Source organism: Pseudomonas sp. 7-41 (assembly GCF_021233075.1).
Classification (GTDB): Bacteria; Pseudomonadota; Gammaproteobacteria; order Pseudomonadales; family Pseudomonadaceae; genus Aquipseudomonas; species Aquipseudomonas veronii.
In genome coordinates this window covers 3817208-3842510 of record NZ_CP089551.1, presented here as the reverse complement: position 1 = coordinate 3842510, position 25303 = coordinate 3817208, and the positions used below count along the sequence as shown (strand labels likewise).

Annotated in this window: 22 protein-coding genes; 9 read left to right on the top strand and 13 right to left on the bottom strand. The window is 62.1% G+C overall.

Going from position 1 to position 25303, the window contains the following annotated elements:
* Positions 1 to 101 precede the first annotated feature (101 nt).
* Positions 102 to 1427: a C4-dicarboxylate transporter DctA gene (locus tag LQ249_RS17130; protein ID WP_173677810.1), complete on the bottom strand. Its 1326-nt coding sequence runs from the start codon at positions 1425 to 1427 to the stop codon at positions 102 to 104.
* A 216-nt stretch (positions 1428 to 1643) separates the two neighbouring features.
* Between LQ249_RS17130 and LQ249_RS17125 the strand changes: the two genes are divergently transcribed.
* A complete protein-coding gene (locus LQ249_RS17125) occupies positions 1644 to 2273 on the top strand; it encodes a DNA-3-methyladenine glycosylase I (RefSeq protein ID WP_057004651.1) in 630 nt (209 codons plus the stop codon).
* A 14-nt stretch (positions 2274 to 2287) separates the two neighbouring features.
* Here LQ249_RS17125 and LQ249_RS17120 read toward each other — a convergent pair whose 3' ends face one another.
* The 6 genes from LQ249_RS17120 to LQ249_RS17095 all read right to left on the bottom strand — a co-directional run bounded on the left by LQ249_RS17120 (position 2288) and on the right by LQ249_RS17095 (position 7958).
* Positions 2288 to 2692, bottom strand: a complete 405-nt coding sequence (locus tag LQ249_RS17120; protein WP_017846476.1) for a cupin domain-containing protein — start codon at positions 2690 to 2692, stop codon at positions 2288 to 2290.
* A gap of 83 nt (positions 2693 to 2775) precedes the next feature.
* A complete protein-coding gene (gene pdxR / locus LQ249_RS17115) occupies positions 2776 to 4209 on the bottom strand; it encodes a MocR-like pyridoxine biosynthesis transcription factor PdxR (protein ID WP_046383650.1) in 1434 nt (477 codons plus the stop codon).
* A gap of 132 nt (positions 4210 to 4341) precedes the next feature.
* Complete coding sequence (locus LQ249_RS17110) at positions 4342 to 5109, bottom strand: SDR family oxidoreductase (protein WP_017846474.1); 768 nt, start codon at positions 5107 to 5109, stop codon at positions 4342 to 4344.
* 31 nt (positions 5110 to 5140) lie between these two features.
* A complete protein-coding gene (locus LQ249_RS17105) occupies positions 5141 to 6208 on the bottom strand; it encodes a phosphotransferase family protein (protein ID WP_017846473.1) in 1068 nt (355 codons plus the stop codon).
* A 129-nt stretch (positions 6209 to 6337) separates the two neighbouring features.
* On the bottom strand, positions 6338 to 7291 hold the full coding sequence (locus LQ249_RS17100; RefSeq protein WP_017846472.1) for a 2-hydroxyacid dehydrogenase: 954 nt from the start codon (positions 7289 to 7291) through the stop codon (positions 6338 to 6340).
* A gap of 142 nt (positions 7292 to 7433) precedes the next feature.
* Positions 7434 to 7958 (bottom strand): cysteine hydrolase family protein, encoded by a 525-nt coding sequence (locus tag LQ249_RS17095; RefSeq protein WP_057004650.1) that lies wholly within the window; start codon positions 7956 to 7958, stop codon positions 7434 to 7436.
* Between the two features lie 487 nt (positions 7959 to 8445).
* On the opposite strand from LQ249_RS17095, the gene LQ249_RS17090 reads away from it, so the two are divergent.
* Both LQ249_RS17090 and LQ249_RS17085 read left to right on the top strand, forming a co-directional pair.
* On the top strand, positions 8446 to 9723 hold the full coding sequence (locus LQ249_RS17090; protein WP_057004649.1) for a serine/threonine transporter: 1278 nt from the start codon (positions 8446 to 8448) through the stop codon (positions 9721 to 9723).
* 143 nt (positions 9724 to 9866) lie between these two features.
* On the top strand, positions 9867 to 11519 hold the full coding sequence (locus LQ249_RS17085; RefSeq protein WP_232565705.1) for a SulP family inorganic anion transporter: 1653 nt from the start codon (positions 9867 to 9869) through the stop codon (positions 11517 to 11519).
* Between the two features lie 51 nt (positions 11520 to 11570).
* Here LQ249_RS17085 and acnB read toward each other — a convergent pair whose 3' ends face one another.
* Positions 11571 to 14171, bottom strand: coding sequence for a bifunctional aconitate hydratase 2/2-methylisocitrate dehydratase (gene acnB / locus LQ249_RS17080; protein WP_017846468.1), 2601 nt, complete (start codon positions 14169 to 14171; stop codon positions 11571 to 11573).
* Positions 14172 to 14567: 396 nt separating this feature from the next.
* On the opposite strand from acnB, the gene LQ249_RS17075 reads away from it, so the two are divergent.
* The gene (locus LQ249_RS17075; RefSeq protein WP_017846467.1) at positions 14568 to 15038 is read left to right on the top strand and encodes a DUF1289 domain-containing protein; all 471 of its coding nucleotides are present in this window, start codon (positions 14568 to 14570) and stop codon (positions 15036 to 15038) included.
* A gap of 3 nt (positions 15039 to 15041) precedes the next feature.
* Here the strand turns inward: LQ249_RS17075 and LQ249_RS17070 are convergent, their stop codons facing one another.
* A complete protein-coding gene (locus LQ249_RS17070; RefSeq protein WP_046383646.1) occupies positions 15042 to 15905 on the bottom strand; it encodes a universal stress protein in 864 nt (287 codons plus the stop codon).
* A gap of 149 nt (positions 15906 to 16054) precedes the next feature.
* Here LQ249_RS17070 and LQ249_RS17065 point away from each other — a divergent pair, with 149 nt between their 5' ends.
* From LQ249_RS17065 to LQ249_RS17055, 3 genes are all read left to right on the top strand, one after another.
* Entirely contained in the window at positions 16055 to 16657 is a 603-nt protein-coding gene (locus tag LQ249_RS17065; protein ID WP_017846465.1) for a tRNA-(ms[2]io[6]A)-hydroxylase, read from the top strand.
* Between the two features lie 171 nt (positions 16658 to 16828).
* Positions 16829 to 17536, top strand: coding sequence for a winged helix-turn-helix domain-containing protein (locus LQ249_RS17060; RefSeq protein ID WP_017846464.1), 708 nt, complete (start codon positions 16829 to 16831; stop codon positions 17534 to 17536).
* On the top strand, positions 17537 to 18811 hold the full coding sequence (locus LQ249_RS17055) for an ATP-binding protein (protein WP_057004646.1): 1275 nt from the start codon (positions 17537 to 17539) through the stop codon (positions 18809 to 18811).
* Positions 18812 to 18919: 108 nt separating this feature from the next.
* On the opposite strand, the gene LQ249_RS17050 is transcribed toward LQ249_RS17055, so the two are convergent.
* From LQ249_RS17050 to LQ249_RS17035, 4 genes are all read right to left on the bottom strand, one after another.
* Positions 18920 to 19711 carry a MipA/OmpV family protein gene (locus tag LQ249_RS17050; RefSeq protein ID WP_079444011.1) on the bottom strand — a complete coding sequence of 264 codons (792 nt, stop codon included), beginning with the start codon at positions 19709 to 19711 and terminating at the stop codon, positions 18920 to 18922.
* 18 nt (positions 19712 to 19729) lie between these two features.
* The gene (locus tag LQ249_RS17045; RefSeq protein WP_108524245.1) at positions 19730 to 21553 is read right to left on the bottom strand and encodes a serine hydrolase domain-containing protein; all 1824 of its coding nucleotides are present in this window, start codon (positions 21551 to 21553) and stop codon (positions 19730 to 19732) included.
* A gap of 94 nt (positions 21554 to 21647) precedes the next feature.
* Complete coding sequence (locus LQ249_RS17040; RefSeq protein ID WP_057004643.1) at positions 21648 to 22136, bottom strand: GFA family protein; 489 nt, start codon at positions 22134 to 22136, stop codon at positions 21648 to 21650.
* 33 nt (positions 22137 to 22169) lie between these two features.
* On the bottom strand, positions 22170 to 23060 hold the full coding sequence (locus LQ249_RS17035; RefSeq protein ID WP_017846460.1) for a LysR family transcriptional regulator: 891 nt from the start codon (positions 23058 to 23060) through the stop codon (positions 22170 to 22172).
* 229 nt (positions 23061 to 23289) lie between these two features.
* Between LQ249_RS17035 and LQ249_RS17030 the strand changes: the two genes are divergently transcribed.
* Both LQ249_RS17030 and LQ249_RS17025 read left to right on the top strand, forming a co-directional pair.
* Positions 23290 to 24108 (top strand): FAS1-like dehydratase domain-containing protein, encoded by an 819-nt coding sequence (locus LQ249_RS17030; protein WP_057004642.1) that lies wholly within the window; start codon positions 23290 to 23292, stop codon positions 24106 to 24108.
* A gap of 28 nt (positions 24109 to 24136) precedes the next feature.
* Positions 24137 to 25300, top strand: coding sequence for an acyl-CoA dehydrogenase family protein (locus LQ249_RS17025; RefSeq protein ID WP_057004641.1), 1164 nt, complete (start codon positions 24137 to 24139; stop codon positions 25298 to 25300).
* Positions 25301 to 25303 lie beyond the last annotated feature (3 nt).

Here is a 25303-nt window from a genome sequence, read left to right as displayed (position 1 = left end):
CTCCTTGATGTTGCGAATACAATTGCCACAAAGGCGACGATTGAGTGTGGGAGAGAGCAAGCTCCTTCCCACTGGTGATCTGTGTCGCTCATGCCAATGGGTCAGAACTCCTGGTGCGCGGGCACTACCGGCTTTTTAGCCTGGAACGCATAACCCTGCTGGCCGGCGAGTACCTTGTTGGCGCGCTGGATATCGATGTCTTTTTCCCAGCGCGCAATGGCCACGGTGGCGACGCAGTTGCCGATCAGGTTGGTCAATGCACGGCCGATGCCCATGAACCAATCCACCGCCAATACCAGCACCAGGCCGACCACCGGAATCGCCGGGATGGCCGTGAGTGTCGCCGCCAGAATCACCAGCGCTGACCCCGGAATGCCATGGGCGCCCTTGGAGGTGATCAACGATACCAGCAGGATGGTCAGCAAGTCGGTCATCGACAGCGGTGTGCCGGTAGCGTTGGCGATAAACACGATGGCCAGGGTCAGATAGATCGAGAAACCGTCGAGGTTGAACGAATAGCCTGTCGGAATCACCAGGCCCACGGTGGAACTGCCGATGCCCAAGTGTTCCAGTTTACGCATGATCTGTGGCAGCACCGCGTCGGACGAGGCGGTGCCCATCACGATCAGCAGCTCTTCGCGCAGGTACTTGAGCAGCGGCAGCATGCGCAGGCCGGACAGGCGCATCACCAGGCCGAGGATCACCCCGACAAACATAAAGCAGGTCAGGTAGAACAGGCCTACCAGGCTGCCCAGGTGCTGCAGTGAGTCCAGGCCGTAGGTGCTGGTGGTAAAGGCGATCGCGCCGAACACGCCGATCGGCGCCAGGCGCACGATCATGCCCATGATGCGGAAGATCACGTGACTCAGCTCGTTGATCAGCCGCGAAATGCCCGACGCCGCTTCACCCACCAGGTTCAAGGCGCTGCCGAACAGCACCGAGAACAGCAGCACTTGCAGCACGTTGTTGTCGGCAAATGCACCGATCACCGAGTTGGGGATCAGGTCCATCAGGAACTGGCTGGTGCCCTTGATGTGTTGGCCCTTGTCGGCCAGTTCATGCAAGCCGGCGGAGGACAATTGCTCCAGGTGGATATTCGCACCGCTGCCGATGCCGGTGCTGAAGGCCATGAGCAGGCCGATCACCAGGGCGACGGTGGTCAGCACTTCGAAATAGATCACCGACTTGAGGCCGATGCGCCCGACCTTTTTCAAGTCGCCGGCGCCGGAGATACCGCTGACCACCACGCAGAACACGATCAGGCCAATCAACATCTTGATCAGTTTGATGAAACCGTCACCCAGGGGTTTGAGTTGCGAGGAGAATTCGGGAAGGGCCAGGCCGCAGAGGATGCCGAGCATCAGACCGATCACGACTTGCAGGAAAATCGAACGCGAGCACCATCTGAACATGGGAGGGATCTCTATTCGGTGCCCTGGTGGGTCCAGGGCTTAATTGTTGTGGTCATACCGGTAAGTCCAGTGCGTGGCCAGTCTACGCTGGGTTTTTTCCAGGTCACAAGTGATTTTCGCGGCTTGTCCGGTTGCGGTCTGACCAGTTGCTCTGCGAGGGCGGTGCTTGAGCGGTTGACGGGGCGCAAATTTTTTCGCTTATCATCCGCCGCTGAGTACGCGAGGTGACGGATGGACAAACCAGGACTGAGCACCAACGACGCAGGGCTGACCCATTGCAGTTGGCGTACCGCTGCGCCGGAATATCCGCACTACCACGACCATGAATGGGGCGTGCCGGTGGCGGATGACATTCAGTTGTACGAGAAGATTTGCCTGGAGGGGTTTCAGGCGGGGATGGCGTGGATCACCATCCTGCGCAAGCGCGAGCATTTTCGGCGGGCGTTCGACGGTTTTGATTTCCGCCGTGTGGCGCAGTACGGCGAAGCGGATATCGAACGCCTGATGGCTGACCCTGGCATCGTGCGCAACCGCGCGAAGATCGTCTCGACCCTCAACAATGCGCGCAGGGCGTGCGAGTTGGTGGAGGAAGCCGGTTCGTTGGCGAAATGGCTATGGTCGTTCGAACCGACGCCTGACGAACGCCCGGCGCGGGTGGATCTGGCGTATTGGCGCGCCAACCCGACGTCACCGGCTTCGGTGCGCTTGTCGAAGGCCTTGAAGAAACGCGGGTGGACCTACGTGGGGCCGACTACGATGTATGCGTTGATGCAGGCGACGGGGATGGTCAATGACCATCTTGAAGGTTGTGCCTGCCGCGAGCCGATTGAAGCACTGCGCCGTCGATTCAATCGCCCTTGAGTCTCGCAGCGGTGCTATTCGTGCGCCAGAGGGGTGAGCACCTCAGCCTTGTCATCCAGCACCATCACCACCAGCAGTTTCGCCGGTCGGGTCTGGCTGGCATTGCTCGACTCGAAGTGCCGCGAGCCCGCCGGCTCGTAGAATGACTGGCCGGCCGTGTAGGTGATCGCCGGTTCATCGTTGACCCGCGACGTAATCGCGCCCTCCAGCACGTAAGCCACGGCAGTGCCGGTATGGCTGTGGGGCACGGTGGCCTGGCCCGCGGCGTAATCGACGCTCAGCATGATGGTTTTCTTGCCGGGCACGTTGCTCAGGGCGTGCTCTTGCAGAACCTTGATCGACTCCTGGTTGTACACCGGTTCATGGGCGAAGGCACTGAACGAGGCCAGTATCAGGGCGGTTGCGAGTGAGCGTTTCATGGCGAGTTTCCGAGTCGTTCGAGAGGTCTTCACCCTACGCCGCGTGCTCCCGCCGACCAATGACCAATCCAGCCGAAAAACCTCTAGCCAATCTGCTGGAGAATGTCGCGCACCTTGTCCAGGGCCGGGTCGATGTCCAGGGTTTCGATCGCGCCGAAGCCGATGATCAGGCCCGGGCGTACCGGCGTGTCGTGAAAAAACACGTCGAGCGGGTACAGGCCCACGTCGACCTGGCGTGCCAGCTGCATCAACAACGCAATATTCACCGGCACCTTGCACAGGGCCGCCATATGAAAGCCGGCCACGGTGGGCACCGCTTCGAACCACGGCGCCAGGTCGCCCGCCAGGCGCTGCAGGATGCGCTCGCGGCGCCCGGCATACACGCTGTGGCAGCGGCGAATATGCTTGAGCAGATAGCCTTCGCTGATGAACTTGGCTAACGCCCATTGCGGCAAGGTGGAGCTGTGTTGATCGGTCAATTGCTTGGCCTTGAGCACCGCGCCATAAAGGGCTGGCGGCAGTACCGCATAGCCCAGGCGCAACTCCGGCAGCAGGGTTTTGGAGAAGGTGCCGACGTAAGTCACCACGCCTCGGGTGTCCATGTTTTGCAGGGAGTCGGTGGGACGGCCTTCGTAACGGAATTCGCTGTCGTAGTCGTCTTCGATAACCATCGCCCCCAGCTCGAACGCACGGGCCAGCAGGGCTTCGCGGCGTGCCTGGCTCATGGGCATGCCGAGGGGGAACTGGTGGGACGGTGTCACATAGATCAGCCGCGCACCGTCGGGGATCCGCTCGACCTGAATGCCCTGATCGTCGACGGGCACCCCGATGACGTTTGCCCCCATCGCCATGAACAACTGGCGCGCCGGGGTGTAGCCGGGGTCTTCCATGGCGACGATGCTGCCCGGCTCCAGCACGACGCGGGCGATCAGGTCGAGAGCCTGCTGCGCGCCGTTGGTGACCACGATGTCGTCGGCGCTGCATTTGACCCCACGGGAAAACGCAATGTGCCCGGCGATGGCGCTGCGCAACGCCAGCAGGCCTTCGGTCTGGCTGTAGAGGCCACTGTTCTGGGCAATACGGCGCAGGGCGTCCTGGGTGCAGCGTCGCCATTCGTCCTGGGGGAATTGGTGGCGGCTGGTGGCGCCGCCGAGGAACTCGTAGCGCAGGGCACTGTCGCGCGTGGGGTGATGCATGGGCGAGGGCAGTGCCTGCCACTTCGCCAGGTTGGCGGCGCAGGCCAGGTCGGTGGCGGTTTGCAGGCGTTCGGTCGGCGGAGTGCGGCTGTTGACGAACGTGCCGCGTCCGATCTTGCCCACCAGCAGGCCTTCGTAGGTCAGGGTGGCGTAGGTGTCGGACACGGTCTTGCGTGACACGCCCAGTTGCGCGGCCAGCAGGCGGCTGGGCGGCAATTGCGCCCCGGCGGCCAGGCGGCCGGAGTCGATGGCTTCGCGCAGTTGCTGGTAAAGCTGTTCGGCCAGGTCCTTGCGGCCGTTGATGATCACGTGCAGTTCCATGTTTTTCCTGAGGGGCTGAGTCGGTCCAAGACTACTCGCTGGCGACGTTTGCTCCAAAGGGGCTGTATGACAACGCGATAAAAAAAGTGGGAGCGGGCCTGCTCCCACCTGGGGATTGTGCTGCTTATGTGGTCAGGACAGGAAACCACCGTCCACGTTCAGCGACACCCCGGTGGTGTAGCTGGATGCATCGCTGGCCAGGTACAGCACCGCGCCGGCCATCTCGCTCGGGTCCGCTACGCGCTTGAGCGGGATCTGCGCCAGGGCCATTTTCAGGATCGCGTCGTTCTTCACCAGCGCCGAGGCGAACTTGGTGTCGGTCAGGCCCGGCAGCAGGGCGTTGCAGCGGATGCCGAATTCGGCGCATTCCTTGGCGAACACCTTGGTCATGTTGATCACCGCGGCCTTGGTCACCGAGTAGATGCCCTGGAACACGCCCGGCGAGATGCCGTTGATCGAGGCCACGTTGATGATGCTGCCGCCGCCGTTTTCGCGCATCAGCTTGCCGGCTTCCACCGACATGAAGAAGTAGCCGCGAATATTCACATCCACGGTTTTCTGGAAGGCGCCCAGGTCGGTGTCCAGCACGTTGCAGAATTGTGGGTTGGTCGCGGCGTTGTTGACCAGGATGTCCAGGCGGCCGAACTGTTCGCGGATGCCGGCGAAGACCTGGCTGATCTGCTCCATTTCACCGATATGGCAGGCAACCGCAGTGGCCTTGCCGCCGTCGGCGATGATCGCATCCGCTACGTGCTGGCAGCCTTCCAGCTTACGGCTGGACACGATCACGTGGGCGCCTTGCTGGGCCAGCAATTTGGCGATGGCCTCACCGATGCCACGGCTGGCGCCGGAGACAAAAGCGATCTTGCCGTCGAGGTCGAACAGGTTGGTCTTGGACATGGGGGTTCCTTGTGGGTCTTGGCTCGGTCGATCAGAGGGCGGATTTGCCGATGACATTCAGGCTCATCTGCTCCAGCAGCTTGTTCATCTGAATGAACTGCGCAAAGCGTTTGTCCTGGGTCTGTCCATGGAAAAAACGGTAGTAGATCTGCTGCACGATGCCGGCCAGGCGGAACAGGCCGTAGGTGTAGTAGAAGTCGAAATTGTCGATCTCAAGGCCGGCGCGCTCGGCGTAATAGTCGACGAACTGGCGACGCGTGAGCATGCCCGGCGCGTTGCTCGGCTGGCGGCGCATCAGTTGCACGGGCGCCGGGTCGGCGGCTTCGATCCAGTAGGCGAGGGTGTTGCCCAGGTCCATCAGCGGGTCGCCGAGGGTGGTCAACTCCCAGTCCAGCACGCCGATGATCTGCATCGGGTTGTGCGGGTCGAGGATCACGTTGTCGAAGCGGTAGTCGTTATGCACGATGCTGGAAGTGGGATGGTCGGCCGGCATCTTGTCGTTGAGCCAGGCGCGCACGGCCTCCCAGCGAGGTGCGTCGGGGGTCAGGGCTTTTTCGTAGCGGTCGCTCCAGCCGCGGATCTGGCGTTCCACGTACCCCTCGGGCTTGCCCAGGTCGGCCAGGCCGCAGGCGTTGTAGTCCACTTGGTGCAGTTCGACGAACTTGTCGATAAAGCTTTTGCACAGCGCTTCGGTCTTGCTCGCGTCCAGGCCCAGTTCGGCCGGCAGGTCGGAGCGCAGGATGATGCCGTTGACGCGCTCCATCACATAGAACTCGGCACCGATCACCGATTCATCGGTGCAATGCACGTAGGCCTTGGGGCAGTAGGGAAAGCCGTCTTTCAGCTGATTGAGAATGCGGAACTCGCGACCCATGTCATGGGCCGATTTGGCCTTGTGCCCGAACGGCGGGCGGCGCAGCACGAATTCCTGGCCCGGGTATTCCAGCAAGTAGGTCAGGTTGGACGCGCCGCCGGGGAACTGGCTGATCTTGAGCGTGCCGCTCAGGCCCGGGATATGGGCCTTGAGGTAGGGATCGATCAGGCTGGCATCAAGTTCTTCGCCTGGGCGGATCTGGGTCGATTGGTCGTTCAGCGCCATGCTTATCCCTTCTGCTTATTCTAAAGGCCTCGGACTATTGGCTAATCTAATGCGCCCAGCCGCCCGGCCACAAGGTCGGGGCGGCTTAATAGGTTCGCGTGTTGGATGATGATCAGCGTGCCTGATCGGTCATTTTTCGGGCGGGGGCAAGGCGACCGGCGTCAGCACCGGCCGGCCGGCGAAGTACTCCAGCAGGTTGTCGGCCACCCGCTGCACCGTATCGTGGGCGGCTTCCGGCGACAGCCCGGCCACATGGGAGGTCAGCACGGTATTGCTCAGGCGCTTGAGGGCATCGGGCACCTTGGGCTCGTCGTCGAACACATCCAGTGCCGCGCCGCCGATACGCCGCTGTTCCAGGGCGGCGACCAGGTCGGCGGTCACCACCACGCTGCCACGGCCGATATTCACCAGGTAGCCGTTCGGCCCCAATGCATCCAGGGCATGCCGATCGATCAAGTGGCGCGTGCCCGGGCCGCCGGGCGTGGCCAGGATCAGGAAGTCCGAGGTGTGTGCCAGCTCCACGGCGGTCGAGCAATAGATGTAGTCCACGTCATCGCGCGGCTGGCGGTTGTGGTAACTCACCTGCATGCCGAACCCGAGGGCGGCGCGCTTGGCGATCTCCAGGCCCACCGCGCCGAGGCCGAGAATCCCCAGTTGCTTGCCGCCCAGGGAAGGGCGCATCACCTTGGGCCATTCGCCGTGGCGCACTGCCGCGTCCGTTTGCGGAATACCGCGCACCAATGACAGCAGCAAGGCCATGGCGTGGTCCGCCACCGAAGGCGCGTTCACCCCGGCACCGTTGGTCACCACGATCCCGCGGTTGCTTGCCGCCTGCAGGTCGACATGCTCATAGCCGGCACCGATCACGCAGATGATCTCCAGCAACGGCAGCGCGGCGATTTCTTCGGCATACAGGCCCAGCGGGCCACGCGTCAGTACGGCCTTGATCTGCCCGCCGTGGGCCTTGATGGCCTGGGCGCGTTCGGCGGGCGTCGGTGCCAGGATCACATGAAAGTCATTGCTTTCGATGATGGGCAGGTATTCGTTGATGGTTTCGACCAGGACCAGAACAGTGGTTGTCATCGGACGGCTCTTCCTGAAGGTTTTGAGAGCAAGAGTATGCGGGATTTGTCAGCAAAATCGCTTTGCTGTGGCAGAAAAATCGTCGTAGGGCCGAGCTTGCAGGTGTTGGGGGCGACGCGTGCCCCCTACGGTATTTGCGTTGTCAGAAACTGATCGCGGCGGCGCTCACGCGTTGCACAAACGCCCCGGCCAACGTGGCATTGTGATGTTCGATGATCGCCGCCGCCGACAGCGTCGCAGTGTCCATGCAGGTGTGGCCGTCTTCGGGCAGTATCACCGAGAACCCCAGTTCGACTGCGACGCGGCAAGTGGTATCGATGCAGAACTGGGTTTTCATCCCGACAATCACCAACTCATTGAGCTGCATCGCGCGCAGTCGCTGCGCCAGATCGGTGCCGAGGAAACAACTGGGCCGGGTTTTATTGAAGAACTGGTCACGCGCCTCATCGACATCCAGCTCATGCCACACCTGCCAATACGGGCTGCCTGCGGCAATCGCGGAACCCGCCGGGCCCGTGTGGCGGGCGACGAAGATCGGTGCGCCGGCGTGGCGCGCGCGCCTGATCAGTTGGTTGATGGTCTGCAGCACCCGTTCGCGTTCGAAGGGGTGCTCCGGGCCAGCGTACAGGCCGGTTTGCATATCGATGATCAGCAGGGCGTCAGCCATGGTGTTGCTCCTTTCGCGTGCCGGATGGCGGCGCAATAAAAAAGGCCCCGTCCATTGCTGGCGGGGCCTTGGGTTGAATCCGTGAGGTGTCTAGTTCAAGCACCCACAGCAACCGCACGACCCGCCAGAAGCGGTCGTGGTGGTGGTGCGGGTGAGGTGCTGCTGAAAAAGGTTCATGACCGATCATGCTGGGGCATAAGTTTGGCTGTCAAGCGTCGCAGGCAACTTCTTATAAGGCGTGACGATGTTTCGGGCATCCACAAGGGACTCGTCTGACACGCGACTACCCAGGGGGCTCTTCACGCCAAACGCGCAAAAAATAGCCGACAACCTCGTCCTTGAGCCTCTGCACCGCTTAACCATTCCTCAGCTAAGCCTTTGCTTATTTAAAAGAATCCCGGACAATCGCGCCCCTGTTATAGCCGGGGCGCTGCCTGTCAGGTTTTTCTGACTCGTGCCGGCTGTGGAAATGCGGAGATCCGACCGGATGAATGATCAGGCCAATAGCGTCGACGAACGCTATGTCACGACACCTGTAATCCTTACAAGCTGGAGTCGTCAGGACACCACCTGGATGCTTGGCTTGTTTGGCACGGCGATTGGTGCCGGCACTTTGTTTCTACCTATCAACGCTGGCCTCGGCGGCTTCTGGCCGCTGGTGATCCTGGCGCTGCTGGCCTTCCCGATGACGTTCTTTGCCCACCGTGGCCTGACGCGTTTCGTGCTGTCCGGCCGTGAAGGTTCCGACATCACCGACGTGGTCGAAGAGCATTTCGGCGTCAAGGCCGGCGCGCTGATCACCTTGCTGTACTTCCTGGCGATTTTCCCGATCCTGCTGATCTACAGCGTGGCGCTGACCAATACCGTCGGCAGCTTCATGGAGCACCAGTTGCACATCATGCCGCCGCCACGGGCGATCCTCGCGTTTGTGCTGATCCTCGGCCTGCTGGCCGTGGTGCGTTGCGGTGAGCAGGCGATCGTCAAGGCCATGAGCCTGATGGTGTACCCGTTCATCGTCGCCTTGCTGTTCCTGGCGGTGTACCTGATCCCGCACTGGAACGGTGGCATCCTCAGCACCGCCAACGTGGTGCCGGCACCTTCGGCGTTGCTCAACACCTTGTGGCTGGCGATTCCGGTGATGGTGTTCTCGTTCAACCATTCGCCGATCATCTCGGCCTTTGCGGTGGACCAGAAGCGCCAGTACGGCGCGCATGCCGATGAGCGCAGTTCGCAGATCCTGTCGCGCGCGCACCTGTTGATGGTGGCGATGGTGCTGTTCTTCGTGTTCAGTTGCGTGCTGACCCTGTCGCCGGCGCAACTGGCTGAAGCGAAAGCACAGAACCTGTCGATCCTGTCGTACCTGGCCAACCACTTCGACAACCGGACCATCGCCTTCGCCGCGCCGCTGATTGCGTTCGTGGCGATTGCCAAGTCGTTCCTGGGCCATTACATCGGCGCCAGTGAAGGCCTCAAGGGCCTGGTCGCGAAAACCGGCCGGCGTCCGGCACCGAAGACCCTGGACCGCATGACCGCCGCCTTCATGTTGGTGGTGTGCTGGATCGTCGCCACGCTCAATCCGAGCATCCTTCGCATGATCGAGACATTGGGCGGGCCGATCATTGCGTCGATCCTGTTCCTGATGCCGATGTACGCGATCCGCAAGGTGCCGGCGATGGCTAAGTACCGCGGGCAGGCGTCCAACGTGTTTGTCACGGCGGTCGGCCTGGTGGCGATTACTGCGCTGATTTACTCGCTGCTCTCCTGACCGCACGCTGCACCGAACAGGGCCGATTCGCACGCGTGGCGAGTCGGCCTTTTTTTCGCTCGGAAAACCTGACGCGGCGCAACCGCCGCGCGGCAATGGGCGCTAAGCTGGAACACATTTTTAGCCAGGATGGATGGGGCCGATTGAAAACTGAAACCGATACGCCCGTTGTTGCTGCGTCGAAGCGAACCCAGGACATAATTGCCGGCTTATCGATTGCCGGTTTGCTGTTGCCGGAGGCGGTGGCCTATTCCAGCATTGCCGCGCTCCCGCCCCAGGCCGGTGTGATTGCCTTGTTTGCCGGGCTGGTGTGCTACGGCCTGTTCGGCACCAGCCGTTTCGCGATCGTCTCGGCGACTTCGTCGTCGGCAGCGGTGTTGGCGGCGGCAACGGCCAGCCTGGCGGGGGATGACCCGGCGCTGAGGCTGTCCCTGGCCTTCGGGCTGGTGCTGATCATTGGCGTGTTTTTTCTGCTGGCCGGGCTGTTCAAGCTCGGTGGCGTCACTTCGTTTATTGCCAAGCCGGTGTTGCGTGGGTTTGCCTTCGGCCTGGCGCTGACCATCATCCTCAAGCAACTGGCCAGTGTGGTGGGCGTCCACCTGACCGATAACAACCTGATCCGCTTCCTGCCGCAGTTGCTGGAGCAGCTGCCGCACTGGAACTGGCCCGCCGCGCTGGTGGCTGCGGTGGCCTTGTTGGTGTTGTGGTTATGCGCCCGCGTTCCGCGCCTGCCCGGCGGGCTGGTGGTGATCGTGCTCGGCGTTATTGCCGGCCAGGGCCTGAACCTGCAGGCCCACGGCGTCGCGCTGATCGGCCTGATCGACCTGCGCCTGGAGCTGGGGCATTTGCCGGTACTGCCGTTTGCCGATTGGCTGCGCCTGGGCGAGTTGGCGTTTGCGTTGGTCATGATTTTGTACGCTGAGTCCTACGGGTCCATCAGTTCGTTCGCTCTCAAGCACGGCGACCGGGTGTCGTCCAACCGCGACTTGCTGGCGCTGGGCGCGGCCAACCTGGTGTCTGGGTTGTTCCACGGCATGCCGACGGGCGCCGGGTATTCGGCGACTTCGGCGAATGAGGCGGCTGGCGCCTATTCGCGTTTGGCGGGGATCGTCGCGGCGCTGGTGATCCTGGTGATTGTGTTGACGGTGCTGCCGTATGTTGCGCTCACGCCGGAGCCGGTGTTGGCGGCGGTGGTCATCTATGCCCTGGGCCGGGGTTTGAGCCTGCAGCCCCTGGGGCGTTACTTCCTCTGGCGACGCGACCGTTTGCTGGTGGTGTGTGCGGTGGCGGCGGTGCTGGTGCTCGGCGTGCTGGATGGCTTGTTGTTGTCGGTCGGGATCAGCGTGGTGTTGATGTTGCGCCAGATGTCGGCGGCGGATATCCAGGTGCTTGGGCGCCTGGGCGACACTCATGATTTCGTGGACCGTCAACACCATGCCGATGCGCTGACCGTTCCCGGCGTGTTGATCATACGGCCAAGCGAGGCGCTGTTTTTTGCGAATGCCGAGCGCATCCTCGGCGCCGCCCTGCGCCTGATGCGTCAGTCATCCGCGCAGACGGTGGTGTTGAGCCTGGAAGAATCCCCCGACCTCGACGGCACCAGCGTCGAAGCGCTGGCCGCTTTTTTTGCCCAGGTGCGCGGGGAGGGCAAGCAACTGGTGCTGGCGCGGGTGCGCCATGACGCCCATGAAGTCTTGCAGGCGCTGCCCGAGGCCCAGGCGCCCGAGGTGTTGCTCAGCGGCTTGAGCGTCGATGGTGCGGTGCAACTGGCGTTGCACAGCCATCCCCAGGCATAAAAAAACGCCGCGTATCTTGCGATACGCGGCGTCCTTTACATCAACACACCCTTAGGCTTGCAGCACCGGGATGTTGGCGTTTGCAGCGCTTTCACGGAACTCGGCGATCTGATCGAAACTCAGGTAGCGATACACATCGCTGGCCATGGTGTTGATCTTCGCGGCGTATTCCATGTACTCCTCGACGGTCGGCAGGCGACCCAGGATCGAAGCCACCGACGCCAGCTCGGCCGAAGCCAGGTAGACGTTGGCGCCATCGCCCAGACGGTTCGGGAAGTTACGGGTCGAAGTCGACACGACGGTCGAATTCGGTTCTACACGTGCCTGGTTACCCATGCACAGCGAGCAGCCCGGCATTTCCATGCGCGCGCCAGCCTTGCCGTAGATGCCGTAGTAGCCTTCTTCGGTCAGTTGGTGAGCGTCCATCTTGGTCGGCGGCGACAGCCACAGACGGGTTGGCAGCTGACCCTTGACCTGATCCAGCAGTTTACCGGCAGCGCGGAAGTGACCGATGTTGGTCATGCACGAACCGATGAACACTTCGTCGATCTTCTCGCCAGCAACGCTGGACAGCAGACGGGCGTCGTCCGGGTCGTTTGGCGCGCAGAGCACAGGCTCCTTGATGTCGGCCAGGTCGATCTCGATGATTTCGGCGTATTCCGCGTCGGCATCGGCCACCATCAGCTCCGGGTTGGCAACCCAGGCTTCCATCGCTTGGGCGCGACGTTCCAGGGTACGTGCATCGCCGTAGCCTTCGCCGATCATCCAGCGCAGCAGGGTGATGTTGGAGTTCAGGTACTCGGTGATCGACTCTTTCGACAGCTTGATGGTGCAACCGGCAGCCGAACGTTCAGCCGAGGCGTCGGACAGCTCGAAAGCTTGTTCGATGCTCAGGTTGTCCAGGCCTTCGATTTCCAGGATGCGGCCGGAGAAGGCGTTCTTCTTGCCTTTCTTCTCTACGGTCAGCAGGCCAGCCTGGATCGCGTAGTAAGGAATGGCATGAACCAGGTCACGCAGGGTGATGCCAGGTTGCATTTTGCCTTTGAAGCGCACCAGGATCGATTCCGGCATGTCCAGTGGCATCACGCCAGTGGCTGCGGCGAACGCTACCAGGCCGGAACCGGCCGGGAACGAAATGCCCATCGGGAAACGGGTGTGGGAGTCACCACCGGTACCGACGGTGTCCGGCAGCAGCATGCGGTTCAGCCAGCTGTGGATGATGCCGTCGCCTGGGCGCAGCGACACGCCGCCACGGGTCATGATGAAGTCAGGCAGGGTGTGGTGGGTGGTCACGTCGATCGGCTTAGGATACGCCGCGGTGTGGCAGAACGACTGCATCACCAGATCGGTCGAGAAGCCCAGGCACGCCAGGTCTTTCAGTTCGTCACGGGTCATAGGACCGGTGGTGTCCTGGGAACCCACGGTGGTCATCTTAGGCTCGCAGTAGGTGCCTGGACGAACGCCAGTCACGCCGCATGCCTTGCCGACCATCTTCTGCGCCAGGGTGAAACCCTTGGTGCTTTCGGCCGGAGCTTCCGGCTTCTTGAACAGGTCGGACGGTGGCAGACCCAGTTCGGCACGCGCCTTCTCGGTCAGGCCACGGCCGATGATCAGCGGGATACGGCCGCCGGCACGGACTTCGTCCAACAGCACCGGGGTCTTCATTTCGAAGGTGGTCAGGACTTCATCGGTACCGTGCTTGCAGACTTTGCCAGCATGCGGGTACAGGTCGATCACGTCGCCCATGTTCATGTTGGTGACGTCGAATTCGATCGGCAGTGCGCCAGCATCTTCCATGGTGTTGTAGAAGATCGGAGCGATCTTGCTGCCGAAGCAGAAACCGCCAGCACGCTTGTTCGGCACGTAAGGAACGTCGTCGCCGAAGAACCACAGTACGGAGTTGGTTGCCGATTTACGCGACGAACCGGTACCGACCACGTCACCGACGTAGGCGATCGGGAAGCCTTGGCCGCGCATTTCTTCGATCTGCTTCATCGGGCCGGTCTTGCCTTGCTCGTCCGGCACGATGCCGTCGCGAGCCATTTTCAGCATGGCCAGGGCGTGCAGCGGGATGTCAGGGCGGGACCAGGCGTCCGGCGCAGGCGACAGGTCGTCGGTGTTGGTTTCGCCGGAGACCTTGAACACGCGCAGGCTGATCTTGTCGGCCAGGGTCGGACGGTTCTTGAACCACTCGCCGTCGGCCCAGGACTGGATCACGGCCTTGGCGTGTGCGTTGCCGGCCTTGGCTTTTTCAGCCACGTCGTGGAACGCATCGAACATCAGCAGGGTGTGCTTGAGTTGAGCGGCGGCAACAGGCGCCAGTTCGGCGTTGTCGAGCAGCTCGACCAGGGTCACGATGTTGTAGCCGCCTTGCATGGTGCCAAGCAGTTCAACGGCGCGTTTCTTGTCGATCAGGGGAGAAGTGGCTTCGCCCTTGGCCAGGGCAGACAGGAAACCGGCTTTGACGTAGGCAGCTTCGTCAACGCCTGGTGGAATGCGGTTGGTGATCAGGTCAACGAGGAATTCTTCTTCGCCAGCCGGGGGATTTTTCAGCAGCTCGACCAGGCCTGCGGTTTGTTCGGCATTAAGCGGCTGGGGAACAATACCCAGGGCTGCACGCTCTTCGATATGTTTGCGGTAGGCTTCAAGCACAGTTATTACCCTCATCAGTGGTCCCACGGGACGCTCATCCAGAAATGAACGGCACGCATGCGCTCGGGGGCTTTTTGGGCCGCAAAGCCAGCGCTGCCGACATTCCTCACAGAAGCTGCTTTCAAAGTTTTACGCCTGCAGAACGGAGCTGATGAGGGTTGGCGCTGGCTTGACCTGCCGGGTCATTGACCATCGCCAACACCGTTCTGAAGGAACGACTGTGCTCGTGACGCTTTGAAAACAGCTTCCAGCGGATTATTGGCGCCTTATAAGGCCGGATGATTCTACGGCAAAAAAAATCTAAACGTAAGTTGCCAAGCCAAGTTTGCTGGGTGATCAACCTTAGACAAAGGGCTAACATGGCGCCCTGTTTCGCTGATTTGCGTGTTGCCGCCCATGTCCAACCAAGCCATCAAGACCCCCTGCGTAGGCCTGTGCTCCACGGTTTACGGTGACCTCGTGTGTCGCGGCTGCAAGCGTTTCCACCACGAAGTAATCCAGTGGAACGGCTATAACGAAGAAGAAAAACGTGCGGTGTGGCTGCGGCTCGAGCAATTGTTGGTGCAGGTCATGGCCGGCAAGCTGGAGGTTTTCGACCCCAAGACCCTGCGCAGCCAGCTGGAGCAACGCAAGATCCGCTTTGTGCCGCACCAGTCCGAGTACTGCTGGGCCTACCAGTTGATCGCCCGCGGGGCACGGGTGATTTCCAACCTGGAGGCCTATGGCATGGTGCTGCTGCCGGAGTTCCGCGAGTGGAACCTGCCGCAGCTGCGCGATGCCATCGACCGTGAGTTTTTCATCCTGTCCGAGGCGCACTACCAGCGCTATATTGCGCCGGGGTTTCTCAAGGATGTGTTGGGCGCCTGACGATCAGGCTTTGTTGGCCAGCTTTTCCAGTTGATCCGTCAGTGCCTCGGGCTTGAGCACCAGCACATCGCTTTCCAGCGCATCGAGCACCACTTCCGCCGTATTGCCGATCAGCGCGCCGGTCAGCCCGGTGCGCGCCACGGTGCCGATGATCGTCACGGCCGCTTTCAAGGTGTAGGCGGCATGGGGAATCAGCACATCCGCCGGGCCTTCTTCGATATGCAGGTGGGCGTCGTCGATATCGAACGTGGCCTGGAATGCCTTGCACTGCTCGCGATAACGCGCCTCGATGGTTTCCTTGAGCTGAAACACCGGGTCGCCGGCCGAGAGCATTGGCGATGGATGGGCGCTGATGACATGCAGTGACGCCTTGGCCAGGCTGGCGATGTCGAAGCCGTAGTCGATGATCATGTGGTGCAGTGCGCGATGCTCGGTGTCGGTATTGCCTACATCGATGGCGGCGAGAATGACGCCGTCGTTCCATGGCGTTGCTGTCTTGACCAGCAGCACCGGCGCCGGGCAGTAGCGCAACAGCTTCCAGTCGGCCGGGGTCAGCAGCGCCTTTTTCAGCGGGCTGTCGGGGTAGTGCTGCTTGATCACCAGGCCACAGCCTTCGGCCTGCTGCACCTCGATGATGGTTTCATGCAGGCTGGTATTCCACGCCTGTTCGGTGGTGACGCTGTAGCCGTCTTCGGTCAGGCCGGACTTGAGCAGGCTCAACAGCGCCGAATGCTCATGTTTCTTGTCGCACACCAGCAGGTGCAGGCGCGCGCCGGTAGTCCCGGCGATCAGTTTGGCGCGTTTGAGGGCCAGGCTTTCCGAATGCTCGGGCTCAAGGACCACCAGGATGCTGCGGATGGCTTGCATGGTCGGGACTCTCCAGAAAGGGGGCGTTGAACAACTATAGTTGCTGCCCGCCAGACGTCATGTTGATGCACATCAAGGCCAGTGGCTGGTGGTCTGCGGCGCGGTCGGTATAATCGGCGACCTTTTGTGATCCTTTGCCCGTGAGCCCGATGAACCTGCCCGAAATCCACGAATTCCTCGGTTGCCCCACCCCTGACGCCTGGGTCCAGGCCGCGTTGGCCGATCAGGAAACCCTGCTGATCGACCACAAGAACTGCGAATTCAAGGCCGCCAGCACTGCCTTGAGCCTGATCGCTAAGTATCACAGCCATGTTGACTTGATCAATATGATGTCGCGCCTGGCCCGGGAAGAGCTGGTCCATCACGAACAGGTCATGCGCCTGATGAAGAAGCGCAAGGTCGCGCTGCGTCAGTTGCACGCCGGGCGTTATGCCTCGGGCTTGCGCAAGGTGGTGCGCAGCCACGAGCCGGTCAAACTGGTGGACACCCTGGTGGTCGGCGCCTTTATCGAGGCGCGCAGTTGCGAGCGTTTCGAGGCGCTGGTGCCACATCTGGACGAAGAACTCGGCAAGTTCTACTTCGGCCTGCTCAAAAGCGAGGCGCGGCACTACCAGGGTTACTTGAAACTGGCTTATCAGTATGGCGAGGCCAAGGATATTGCCCAGGTGATCGAGCGGGTGAGGGCGGCCGAGCAGGAGCTGATCGAGTCCCCCGACGTCGAGTTCCGCTTTCACAGTGGCGTGCCAGCCTGAGGCGACGGCTGCGCATACAACGTTCGGTGACGGCGTTAAAAATTGCAGGCTATTTGTTAAAAACTCTTAAAAGCATGAAGCTTCATAGCGCGTAGCCGGTCAAGCGCTGCTGGCGGGCAACTTGCCACCTATAATGCGCGCACTTCAATCCGCGTTGTGCACTGAGAACTTATGGAAAACCTGGGGCTGGGCAAGGTATTGCTCGTTGAGGACGATGAGAAGCTGGCAGGGCTGATCGCGCACTTTCTGGCACAGCACGGTTTTGAGGTACGGGCGGTGCATCGCGGCGATGCGGCCTTGGCGGCCTTTCTTGACTTCAAGCCCAAGATTGTCGTGCTCGACCTGATGCTGCCGGGCCAGAGCGGCTTGCATGTGTGTCGCGCGATTCGCGCGGTGTCCGACACGCCGATCGTGATCCTCACCGCCAAGGAAGACGACCTGGACCACATTCTCGGCCTGGAGTCCGGCGCCGACGACTATGTGATCAAACCGATCAAACCGCCGGTGCTGCTGGCCCGCCTGCGAGCGTTGCAACGGCGCCAGGCGCCAGAGCCGACGGTGCGCGGCGCCATCGAGTTCGGGCGCCTGGTCATTGATCGCAGTTGCCGGGTGGTCAGCCTGGGCGGCGAGAAGATCGACCTCACCACCATGGAGTTCGAACTGTTGTGGTTGCTGGCCAGCAGCGCCGGCAAGATCCTCTCGCGCGATGACATCCTCAACCGCATGCGCGGCATCGCCTTTGATGGCCTGAACCGCAGCGTCGACGTGTACATCAGCAAACTGCGCGGCAAGCTCAACGATAACCCCCGTGAACCGGTGTGCATCAAGACCATCTGGGGCAAGGGCTATCTGTTCAATCCGTTTGCGTGGGAGGTCTAGATGCTGCGCCTGTTTCTACGCTTGTATGTGATTCTGGCCCTGGGCCTGGCGGGAGCGATCTGGCTGGTCAACTACACGTTCGACGAGTTGCTGCCCGACGCTAACGAAACGTATAGCCGCGAGATCCTGCGCGGCCCCGCCTATGGTCTGGTCGAACAACTGCGGCCGCTGCTCGGCGAAGCGCGGCAAGCCCGCTTGGCTGAGTTGCAACGCCATTATGGGCTGCACCTGAAGCTGATTGAAAAGGACGCTCTGGCGCTGACCGAGCGTGAACAAAAACTCCTGACCGACGGCTCGCTGTTGGTGCGTGGTGACTTTAGCGAGTTCATCACTCCTATCGACGGTGGCGCGCAGTTGCTGGAAATCAAACTGCCGCAAGAACCCAAGATATACCTCTGGGCCTATGTTCTTCTCGGGCTGTGCCTGGCTATCGTGCTGTATTTTTGGGTACGCCCGCATTGGCGCGACCTGGAACATATCCGCCTGGCCGCCCAGCGTTTCGGCGATAACGACCTCGGCTCGCGCATTCTGTTGCCGCGTCGCTCCACCGTGCGCGAATTGGCCGGGCACTTCAACCAGATGGCCGAACGCATCGAGAGCCTGATCGCCAACCAGCGTGAGTTGACCAACGCGGTCTCCCACGAACTGCGCACGCCCATCGCACGCTTGTCGTTCGAACTCGACCAGCTCAAACAACAGGCCGATCCCCGGCAGTGCCTTGCACTGATCACCGACATGTACGCCGATCTTGGCGAGTTGGAGGAAATGGTCTCTGAGTTGTTGACCTACGCCAGCCTGGAGCGCGGCGCCACCCAGGTCACGCAGGAAAATATCGAGGCCCACAGCTGGCTCGACAGTGTGATCGGCAGCGTGGCCCTGGAGGCCGAGGCGGAAGGCGTGCAGTTGTCCTTGCGTACCTGTGAAGTCGACGTTATCCAAATTGAACCGCGCTTCATGGCACGTGCGGTGATCAACCTGCTGCGCAACGCCATTCGTTACGCCGAGCGCCGCGTGGAAGTGTCGCTGGTCAAGTTCGGCAGTGGTTATGAAGTGCGGGTGTGCGATGACGGCCCCGGCATCCCCGAGGAAGGCCGGGCGAAGATCTTCCAGCCGTTCATCCGCCTCGACGCCAGCCGCGACCGCCGCACCGGCGGCTTCGGCCTCGGCCTGGCGCTGGTGCAGCGGGTTTGCCAATGGCATGGCGGGCAGGTCCAGGTATTCGATTCGGAGTGGGGCGGGGCGTCGTTTCGGATGAGTTGGGCGTATACCGAATAAGGCTTTTTGGGGGTAATGGTTAAAAAACCGGAGACCGCTGTGCAGTCAACCGCAGCAAGCGCCCTCGCCACGGTTGGCTCCTTCCGTCGTTTCAATCGGGTTGTCGGATCAGAAGCTGTACTTCAGCGAACCCATCACCGATGTCTGCAACCGCCGCTCCACGATCGGGCTGTTGCCCGCTTCATTCGCCAGGTACTGCACATCCAGCAAGGTCGAGAACTGGGTGTGCTCACTGATCGGCACGCTCCATGTCAGGCTCATGCCGTTGCTGATATTGCCCCCGTCCGCGTTGTAGGCCTTGAAGCGGCTCTGTGCCGCCTGGCCGGTGGTCACGCCGTACCAGGTCTGCAGGTAGTCACGGTCTCCAAAGTGGCTGCTGAGGCTGGCGTCGATCACGCCATAGCGCCCGTCATACAGGTTGGTGCCAACGCTCAGTTCCAGATGGGTAAATGCCTTGCCGCTGTCTTTGTGATCATCTTCCTTGAGTGCATGTTCCAAGGTGGCGCCGACAATCACGCCGCCCAAGTTATAGCTGGCACTCACGCCCAATTGTGTGCGTGATTTGATTTCGCCCATGCCCTTGAGCCGTTTCGAGCCGGCGCGCAGGCGTTCGTTTTTGTCCATGCGTGAGGCGCTCGCGCCGACGTATGCGCTGAAGCTCAGGGCATCGTCTTTATAACGCCAGCCCAGGCCCTTGTCGGAGTCGAGGAAAATCCCCCAGGGGCTGACGATGGCGCCGCCGAGCAGCGGTTCGGTCCTGCGTTCATCGCTGCCGCTATACCGGGGCATGCTGGCTACGCCGGCTTTCAAGCTGTATGCCCAGTCCTGTGCCAGCACCGTGTCGGCGCCTGCCAACAGGCACACTGAGGTGATGGACAGGCAAAGGTGTTTCGAGCGCATAAGGAGGTTCATCCGTGGTTATAAAATCAAGGGTTTACGGGGCGCGTGCGTGCGTTTGAAGGCGTAGCCCGAGGCACTGAGGCCGTTGACCTGGCGGCTGACGGTGTCGCCCAGGCCATAGCCGTTGCCGGCAAGCACGGCATGGGCGTTGTCCACGGGCAGCAGGATGTAATCGGTCAGCGGCTTGTCGTGCAGTTGGCCGCGAATCACCAGGAAGCCTTCTTCCAGGCGCACGCTGATGCCGCTGAGTGGCGCGTCGGGTTCGTGGGTGCTGAGCACTTGATAGGTGCCGACGGTGTCGGCCCAGGCCAGTGGCAGGGACGGTGGGTCGATGCGTTCGCCCACGGCCACCCGCTGGCCGTGACTGCGCGCGGTGAGTATCTGCCGGCCTTGCACCGTCACCACGTCCAGTTGCACGCGGCCCAACCCGCCGAGATCCTTGAGCCAGAACCCCAGGACTTTTTGCTGCGCGCGCAACCAGCCGTCTTCATCGCGCAGCAGTTCGAAGGTGTATCCGGCCAACTCGCCGGACAATCGCGTAGGGGTATCCCTGATCCTGAATACGCCCCAGGCCGTGGCGTAGAAGCCGGCCAGGCGCTTACGGTCGATGGCGGCGGGCACCTGGCGCAACTTGCCCCCGTGCTTGGGCGCCTGGCAGTCGTCGGCGCATACCGGCGCGCCGGTTTGCGCCTGGAGCATCAGGCGCAGGGTGTCGGAGCTCAGCGCGACCACCATGTCTTCGGCGTTGCTGTCGTTGGCCATGATGATCACTGCCAACTGCTGGTCCGGCAGCACTGTCACCTGCGCGGCAAAATCGTCGCCCCCGCCGCTGTGCTGGAACGTGCGTATGCCGGGGCTGACCGGCTTGTCGCCACAGGGCGAGAGAAACCAGCCCAGGCCCATCTGGCAGTCGAAGTCCAGCACGTTGCCGATATTTTGTTGGGTAAACATCTGCTCGATGGAGGCGCGGTCCATTACGCGGGTGTCGTTGTAGAGGCCTTGGGCGAACAGCATCTGTACGTAGCGGCTGAGGTCCTTGGGGCTGGTCCACAAGCCGCTGGCGGCGAGGTCGCGCACCTGGGCGTCGGTGCTGGCGCTGCCGTCCTGATAGCCGAGCGCGCGGTGGGCCACGTGTGCGCCGACGCCGACAAAACTCGATTGGTTCATCTTCAACGGTTTGAACAGGCTGTTTTGCAACTGGGTCTCGAATGCCTTGCCGCTACTGCGTTCGATAGCCGCGCCCACCAGCGCATAGCCGAGATTCGAGTAGGCCACCTGCGAACCCGGCGGGGTGCTCAGCCACACGCCCGACATACGCATTGGCATCTGGCCCATGGCGAAGGTGTTGCGCAGGCCGCGCAGGTGTTCGCTGGGCAAGCCCGACTGATGACTGAGCAAGCGGCGCAGGGTGATGGCGCGGTCGGCGTCGGCCTGCTCGTCATGGAAGCGCGAGCGCACATAGAACTCGCGCAAGGTTTGCTGGATCGGTGCGTCAAGCGCCAGTTGCTGTTGTTCCACCAGCTGCAGCGCGGCGGCGGCGGTGAGGAGCTTGGAGATCGCGCCGGCGCGAAACGCCGTATTCGGCGTCACCGGTACGCCCCGGGCCTTGTCGGCCACGCCGAAACCACTGGCCCAGATCAACTCCTGGCCATTGACCAGGGCGATGGACAGCCCGGGCACCTGCTCCCGGGCCATCTCCCACGGAATGCGGGTTTGTAGATAGCGAATGATCGCGTTGTAGTCGCCCTTGGGGATCGGCGGCGGGGCAGGCGGTTGGCCATGGCAACCGATACTGCCGAGCAGGCAGCCCAGCAGCGGAATACCGCGCAATGTGCGAAACATGAAGAGCACCCAGATGGCTGTTTGGATGCTCGAATGCTAGGGAAGGGCTGTCCGACAATCTTTGCAAGCTTTGTCGGAAAACTGTCAAAGACTGTTAACGCACCAACCCCAACCGCTCATGCCACTGCGCGATCGATTCCTGCGGGTATTCATCGAACTGCAGGTCGCCCTTGCGCACGCTGACTTCGACCCAGGGCGCCTTGGAACCGAGCATCAGGTGCGTGTGCTGCGGCGGCACCGGCAACGGTGTGTCGATGGCCGAGGCAAACGGATGGATCAACTCCGGCCATTGCGGGCTGAACAGCCATAGCGCGCTGCCGCATTGTGAACAGAAATGCCGCTCGGCGCTGCTGGCATGGGCGCGGCTGGCGCCTTCGGGCTTGAGCCTGGCGTGGTAGATCGAGATCAGCTTGCGCCCGCGCACTTTCAGGCTGTTGCTGTCGCCCGCGAGGTTGATCGCGTAACCGCCGCCACCCTGGGTCTTGCGGCAAATCGAGCAATAGCAGCGTTGGTAAGGGTAGGGGTGGGCGCTGGTCAGGCTGAACGTCACAGCGCCGCAATGGCAGGAACCTTCGAGTTGCATGGGCAGTCTCCTCTGGCAAGGTGACTCTGGAGTCTAGGCGCTTTGCGGCATCAAGGTCGCGATCAGGGCACGAATGGTCCCCGGCAGCGCTTCCAGTTCGCGCACCAGGATACTGCGCTCGCGAATCGCCCATGGCTCATTCAGTTTCACCGCCACCAACTGCATGGTCCGGCTGTGCCGCACGGCGGCGGATTCCGGGATGATGCCAATGCCCACGCCCGCCTCGACCATCCGGCAGATCGCCTCGAAACTCGACATTTGGATGCGCAGCGACAACTGCTTGCCGACCCGCTCGACGTGCTCGCGCAGGAAGCTCAGCAAGGTGCTGCCTTCGTGCAGGCCGATGTGCTGGTAGGCGAGGGTCTGTTCCAGCGTCACCGAGGGTTGGTCCGCCAAGGGGTGGCCCACGGGCACCATCAATACCAGTTTATCGGTGCTGAAGTGCAGCACCTGCAGGCCCGCGGCTTCCACGGGACCGGCGATGATGCCCATGTCGCTGGTGCCATCGAGCACGCCGCGCACGATATCGCGGGACAGGCGCTCCTGCAGGTCGACAGTGACACCGGGCCGCTGGGAGAGGAAACCGGCCAACACTTCGGGAAGAAACTCAGTGACCGCCGTGGTGTTGGCGAAGATGCGGATATGTCCGGCAGAGTCGACGCCGTATTGGGTGAACTCACTTTTCAGGTAGTCCACCTGGCGCATGATCAGCCGCGCATGGTGCAGCAGCCGCTCGCCTGCCGGGGTGATCTCCACACCGCGGCTGTCACGGTACAACAGACGTGTTTCCAACTGGCCTTCCAGGGCCTTGATGCGCGCACTCGCAGCCGCCGGCGAGAGGAAGGCGCGCTTGGCACCCTGGGTCAGGCTGGGTGATTCGGCGATATGGATAAACAGGCGCAGGTCGGCGAGATCGAAGTGCATGGCGGCTCCGGGGTGGACAGGGCTGTTCGGTGCAGCGGCGGTGCGGGGCTTGCCTGCGCTGACAGTGTGCCGGCGATGAAAATGCCAACCAACCGAAGCGAGCCCGTTGCCCATCAATGCGTGGCGTTCAGCATAGCCGAACGCTGGCTTATTGAAATGCAAATTCTCAGAACGGTCGGGCGCTTGCATGATCCGGGGCACACATTCACAGCCCGAGGACCTGCACCCGATGAGCGCCACTGATTGGATCGGCCGAAGCGAAACTGCCCACGACCACCTGAGCCACAACCTGCTCACACGCATCGCCGCGACATTCGGCGAGCCCGTGCCCGAACACGGCGCGGCGGTGCCGCTGTTGTGGCAATGGTGTTTCTTCCAAGACCCGCGGCCGGAATCGGCCCTGGGCACCGACGGCCACCCGGCCCGTGGCGGCTTCCTGCCGCCGGCGGATAACCGCAATCGCATGTGGGCCGGTGGGCGTCTCGAGTTCTTGCATCCGCTGCGCGCCGGCGAGGCGGCCAGCCGTGTGTCGACCATCACCCAGGTCGAAGAAAAGACCGGCCGCACCGGTGCGTTGCTGTTTGTCACCGTGCGCCATGACTACACCCAGGACGGCCGCCTGGCGATCCGCGAAGAACAAGACATCGTCTACCGCGAACCGACCCCACCCAAGCCGGGCAACGGCGCGGCGCTGGCGGCGGGTGAGTGGTGCGAAGCGATCGAGCCGACGCCGACCCTGCTGTTCCGCTACAGCGCCGTGACTTTCAACGGCCACCGCATTCACTACGACTATCCCTACGTCACCGGCACGGAAGGCTATTCGGGCCTGGTGGTGCATGGGCCGTTGATTGCCACGTTGAGCCTGCGCGCCTTTTGTCGGGCCCATCCCAGCGCCACGGTGCGCCGTTTCGACTATCGCGGCGTGCGCCCGCTGATCGCTGCGCAACCGTTTGAAGTCGCCGGGCGTATCAGCCAAGCCGGCGTGGCAGAGCTGTGGGCCGGTAATCACGATGGTTTGGCCCAGCAGGCCCGTGTGCATTTCGAATAACACCAGAACAACAGGCGGAGAGCCGTTAATGAACCCGAATGACAATGAAGCACTCAATGCCATCCGCGCGGGCGTGCGCGCCTTGTGCGCCGAATTCGATGCGGCGTACTGGCGTCGGATCGACGAAGAAAAAGCGTTCCCCGATGCCTTCGTCAAGGCCTTGACCGCCGCCGGCTGGCTGTCGGCGATGATCCCGGAAGAGTACGGCGGCTCCGGCCTCGGCCTGGCTGAAGCGTCGGTGATCCTTGAAGAGGTCAACCGTTGCGGCGGCAACTCCGGTACCGTCCACGGCCAGATGTACAACATGTTCACCCTGCTGCGCCACGGCAGCGCCGCGCAAAAACGCTTCTACCTGCCCAAACTGGCCAGCGGCGAATTGCGACTGCAATCGATGGGCGTCACCGAGCCCAGCACCGGCACCGACACCACCAGGATCAAGACCACCGCGATCAAGCGCGGCGACAAGTACGTAATCAACGGCCAGAAAGTCTGGATCTCGCGGGTGCAGCATTCCGACCTGATGATCCTGCTGGCGCGCACCACGCCGCTGGCCGACGTGAAGAAAAAGTCCGAAGGCATGTCGATCTTCCTCGTGGACCTGCGCGAGGCGATCGGCAACGGCCTGACCGTGCAACCCATCGCCAATATGGTCAACCACGAAACCAACGAGCTGTTCTTCGACAACCTCGAACTGCCTCTGGACAGCCTGATCGGCGAAGAGGGCAAGGGCTTCAAGTACATCCTCGACGGCCTGAATGCCGAGCGCACCCTGATCGCCGCCGAGTGCATCGGCGATGGCCGCTGGTTTATCGAAAAGGCCAGCGCCTATGCCCGCGACCGCGTGGTGTTCGGCCGGCCCATCGGGCAGAACCAGGGCGTGCAGTTCCCGATTGCCGAAGCGCATATCGAAATCGAAGCGGCCGACCTGATGCGCTGGCGTGCCTGCGAGGAATACGACCGTGGCGCGCCTGCCGGGGCCAGCGCGAACATGGCCAAGTACCTGGCGGCCAAGGCGTCCTGGGAGGCGGCCAATGCGTGCCTGCAAACCCACGGCGGCTTTGGTTTTGCCTGCGAGTACGACGTGGAACGCAAATTCCGCGAGACCCGCCTGTACCAGGTGGCGCCGATCTCCACCAACCTGATCCTGTCCTACGTGGCCGAGCACTTGCTCGAGCTGCCACGCAGTTTCTGAGGG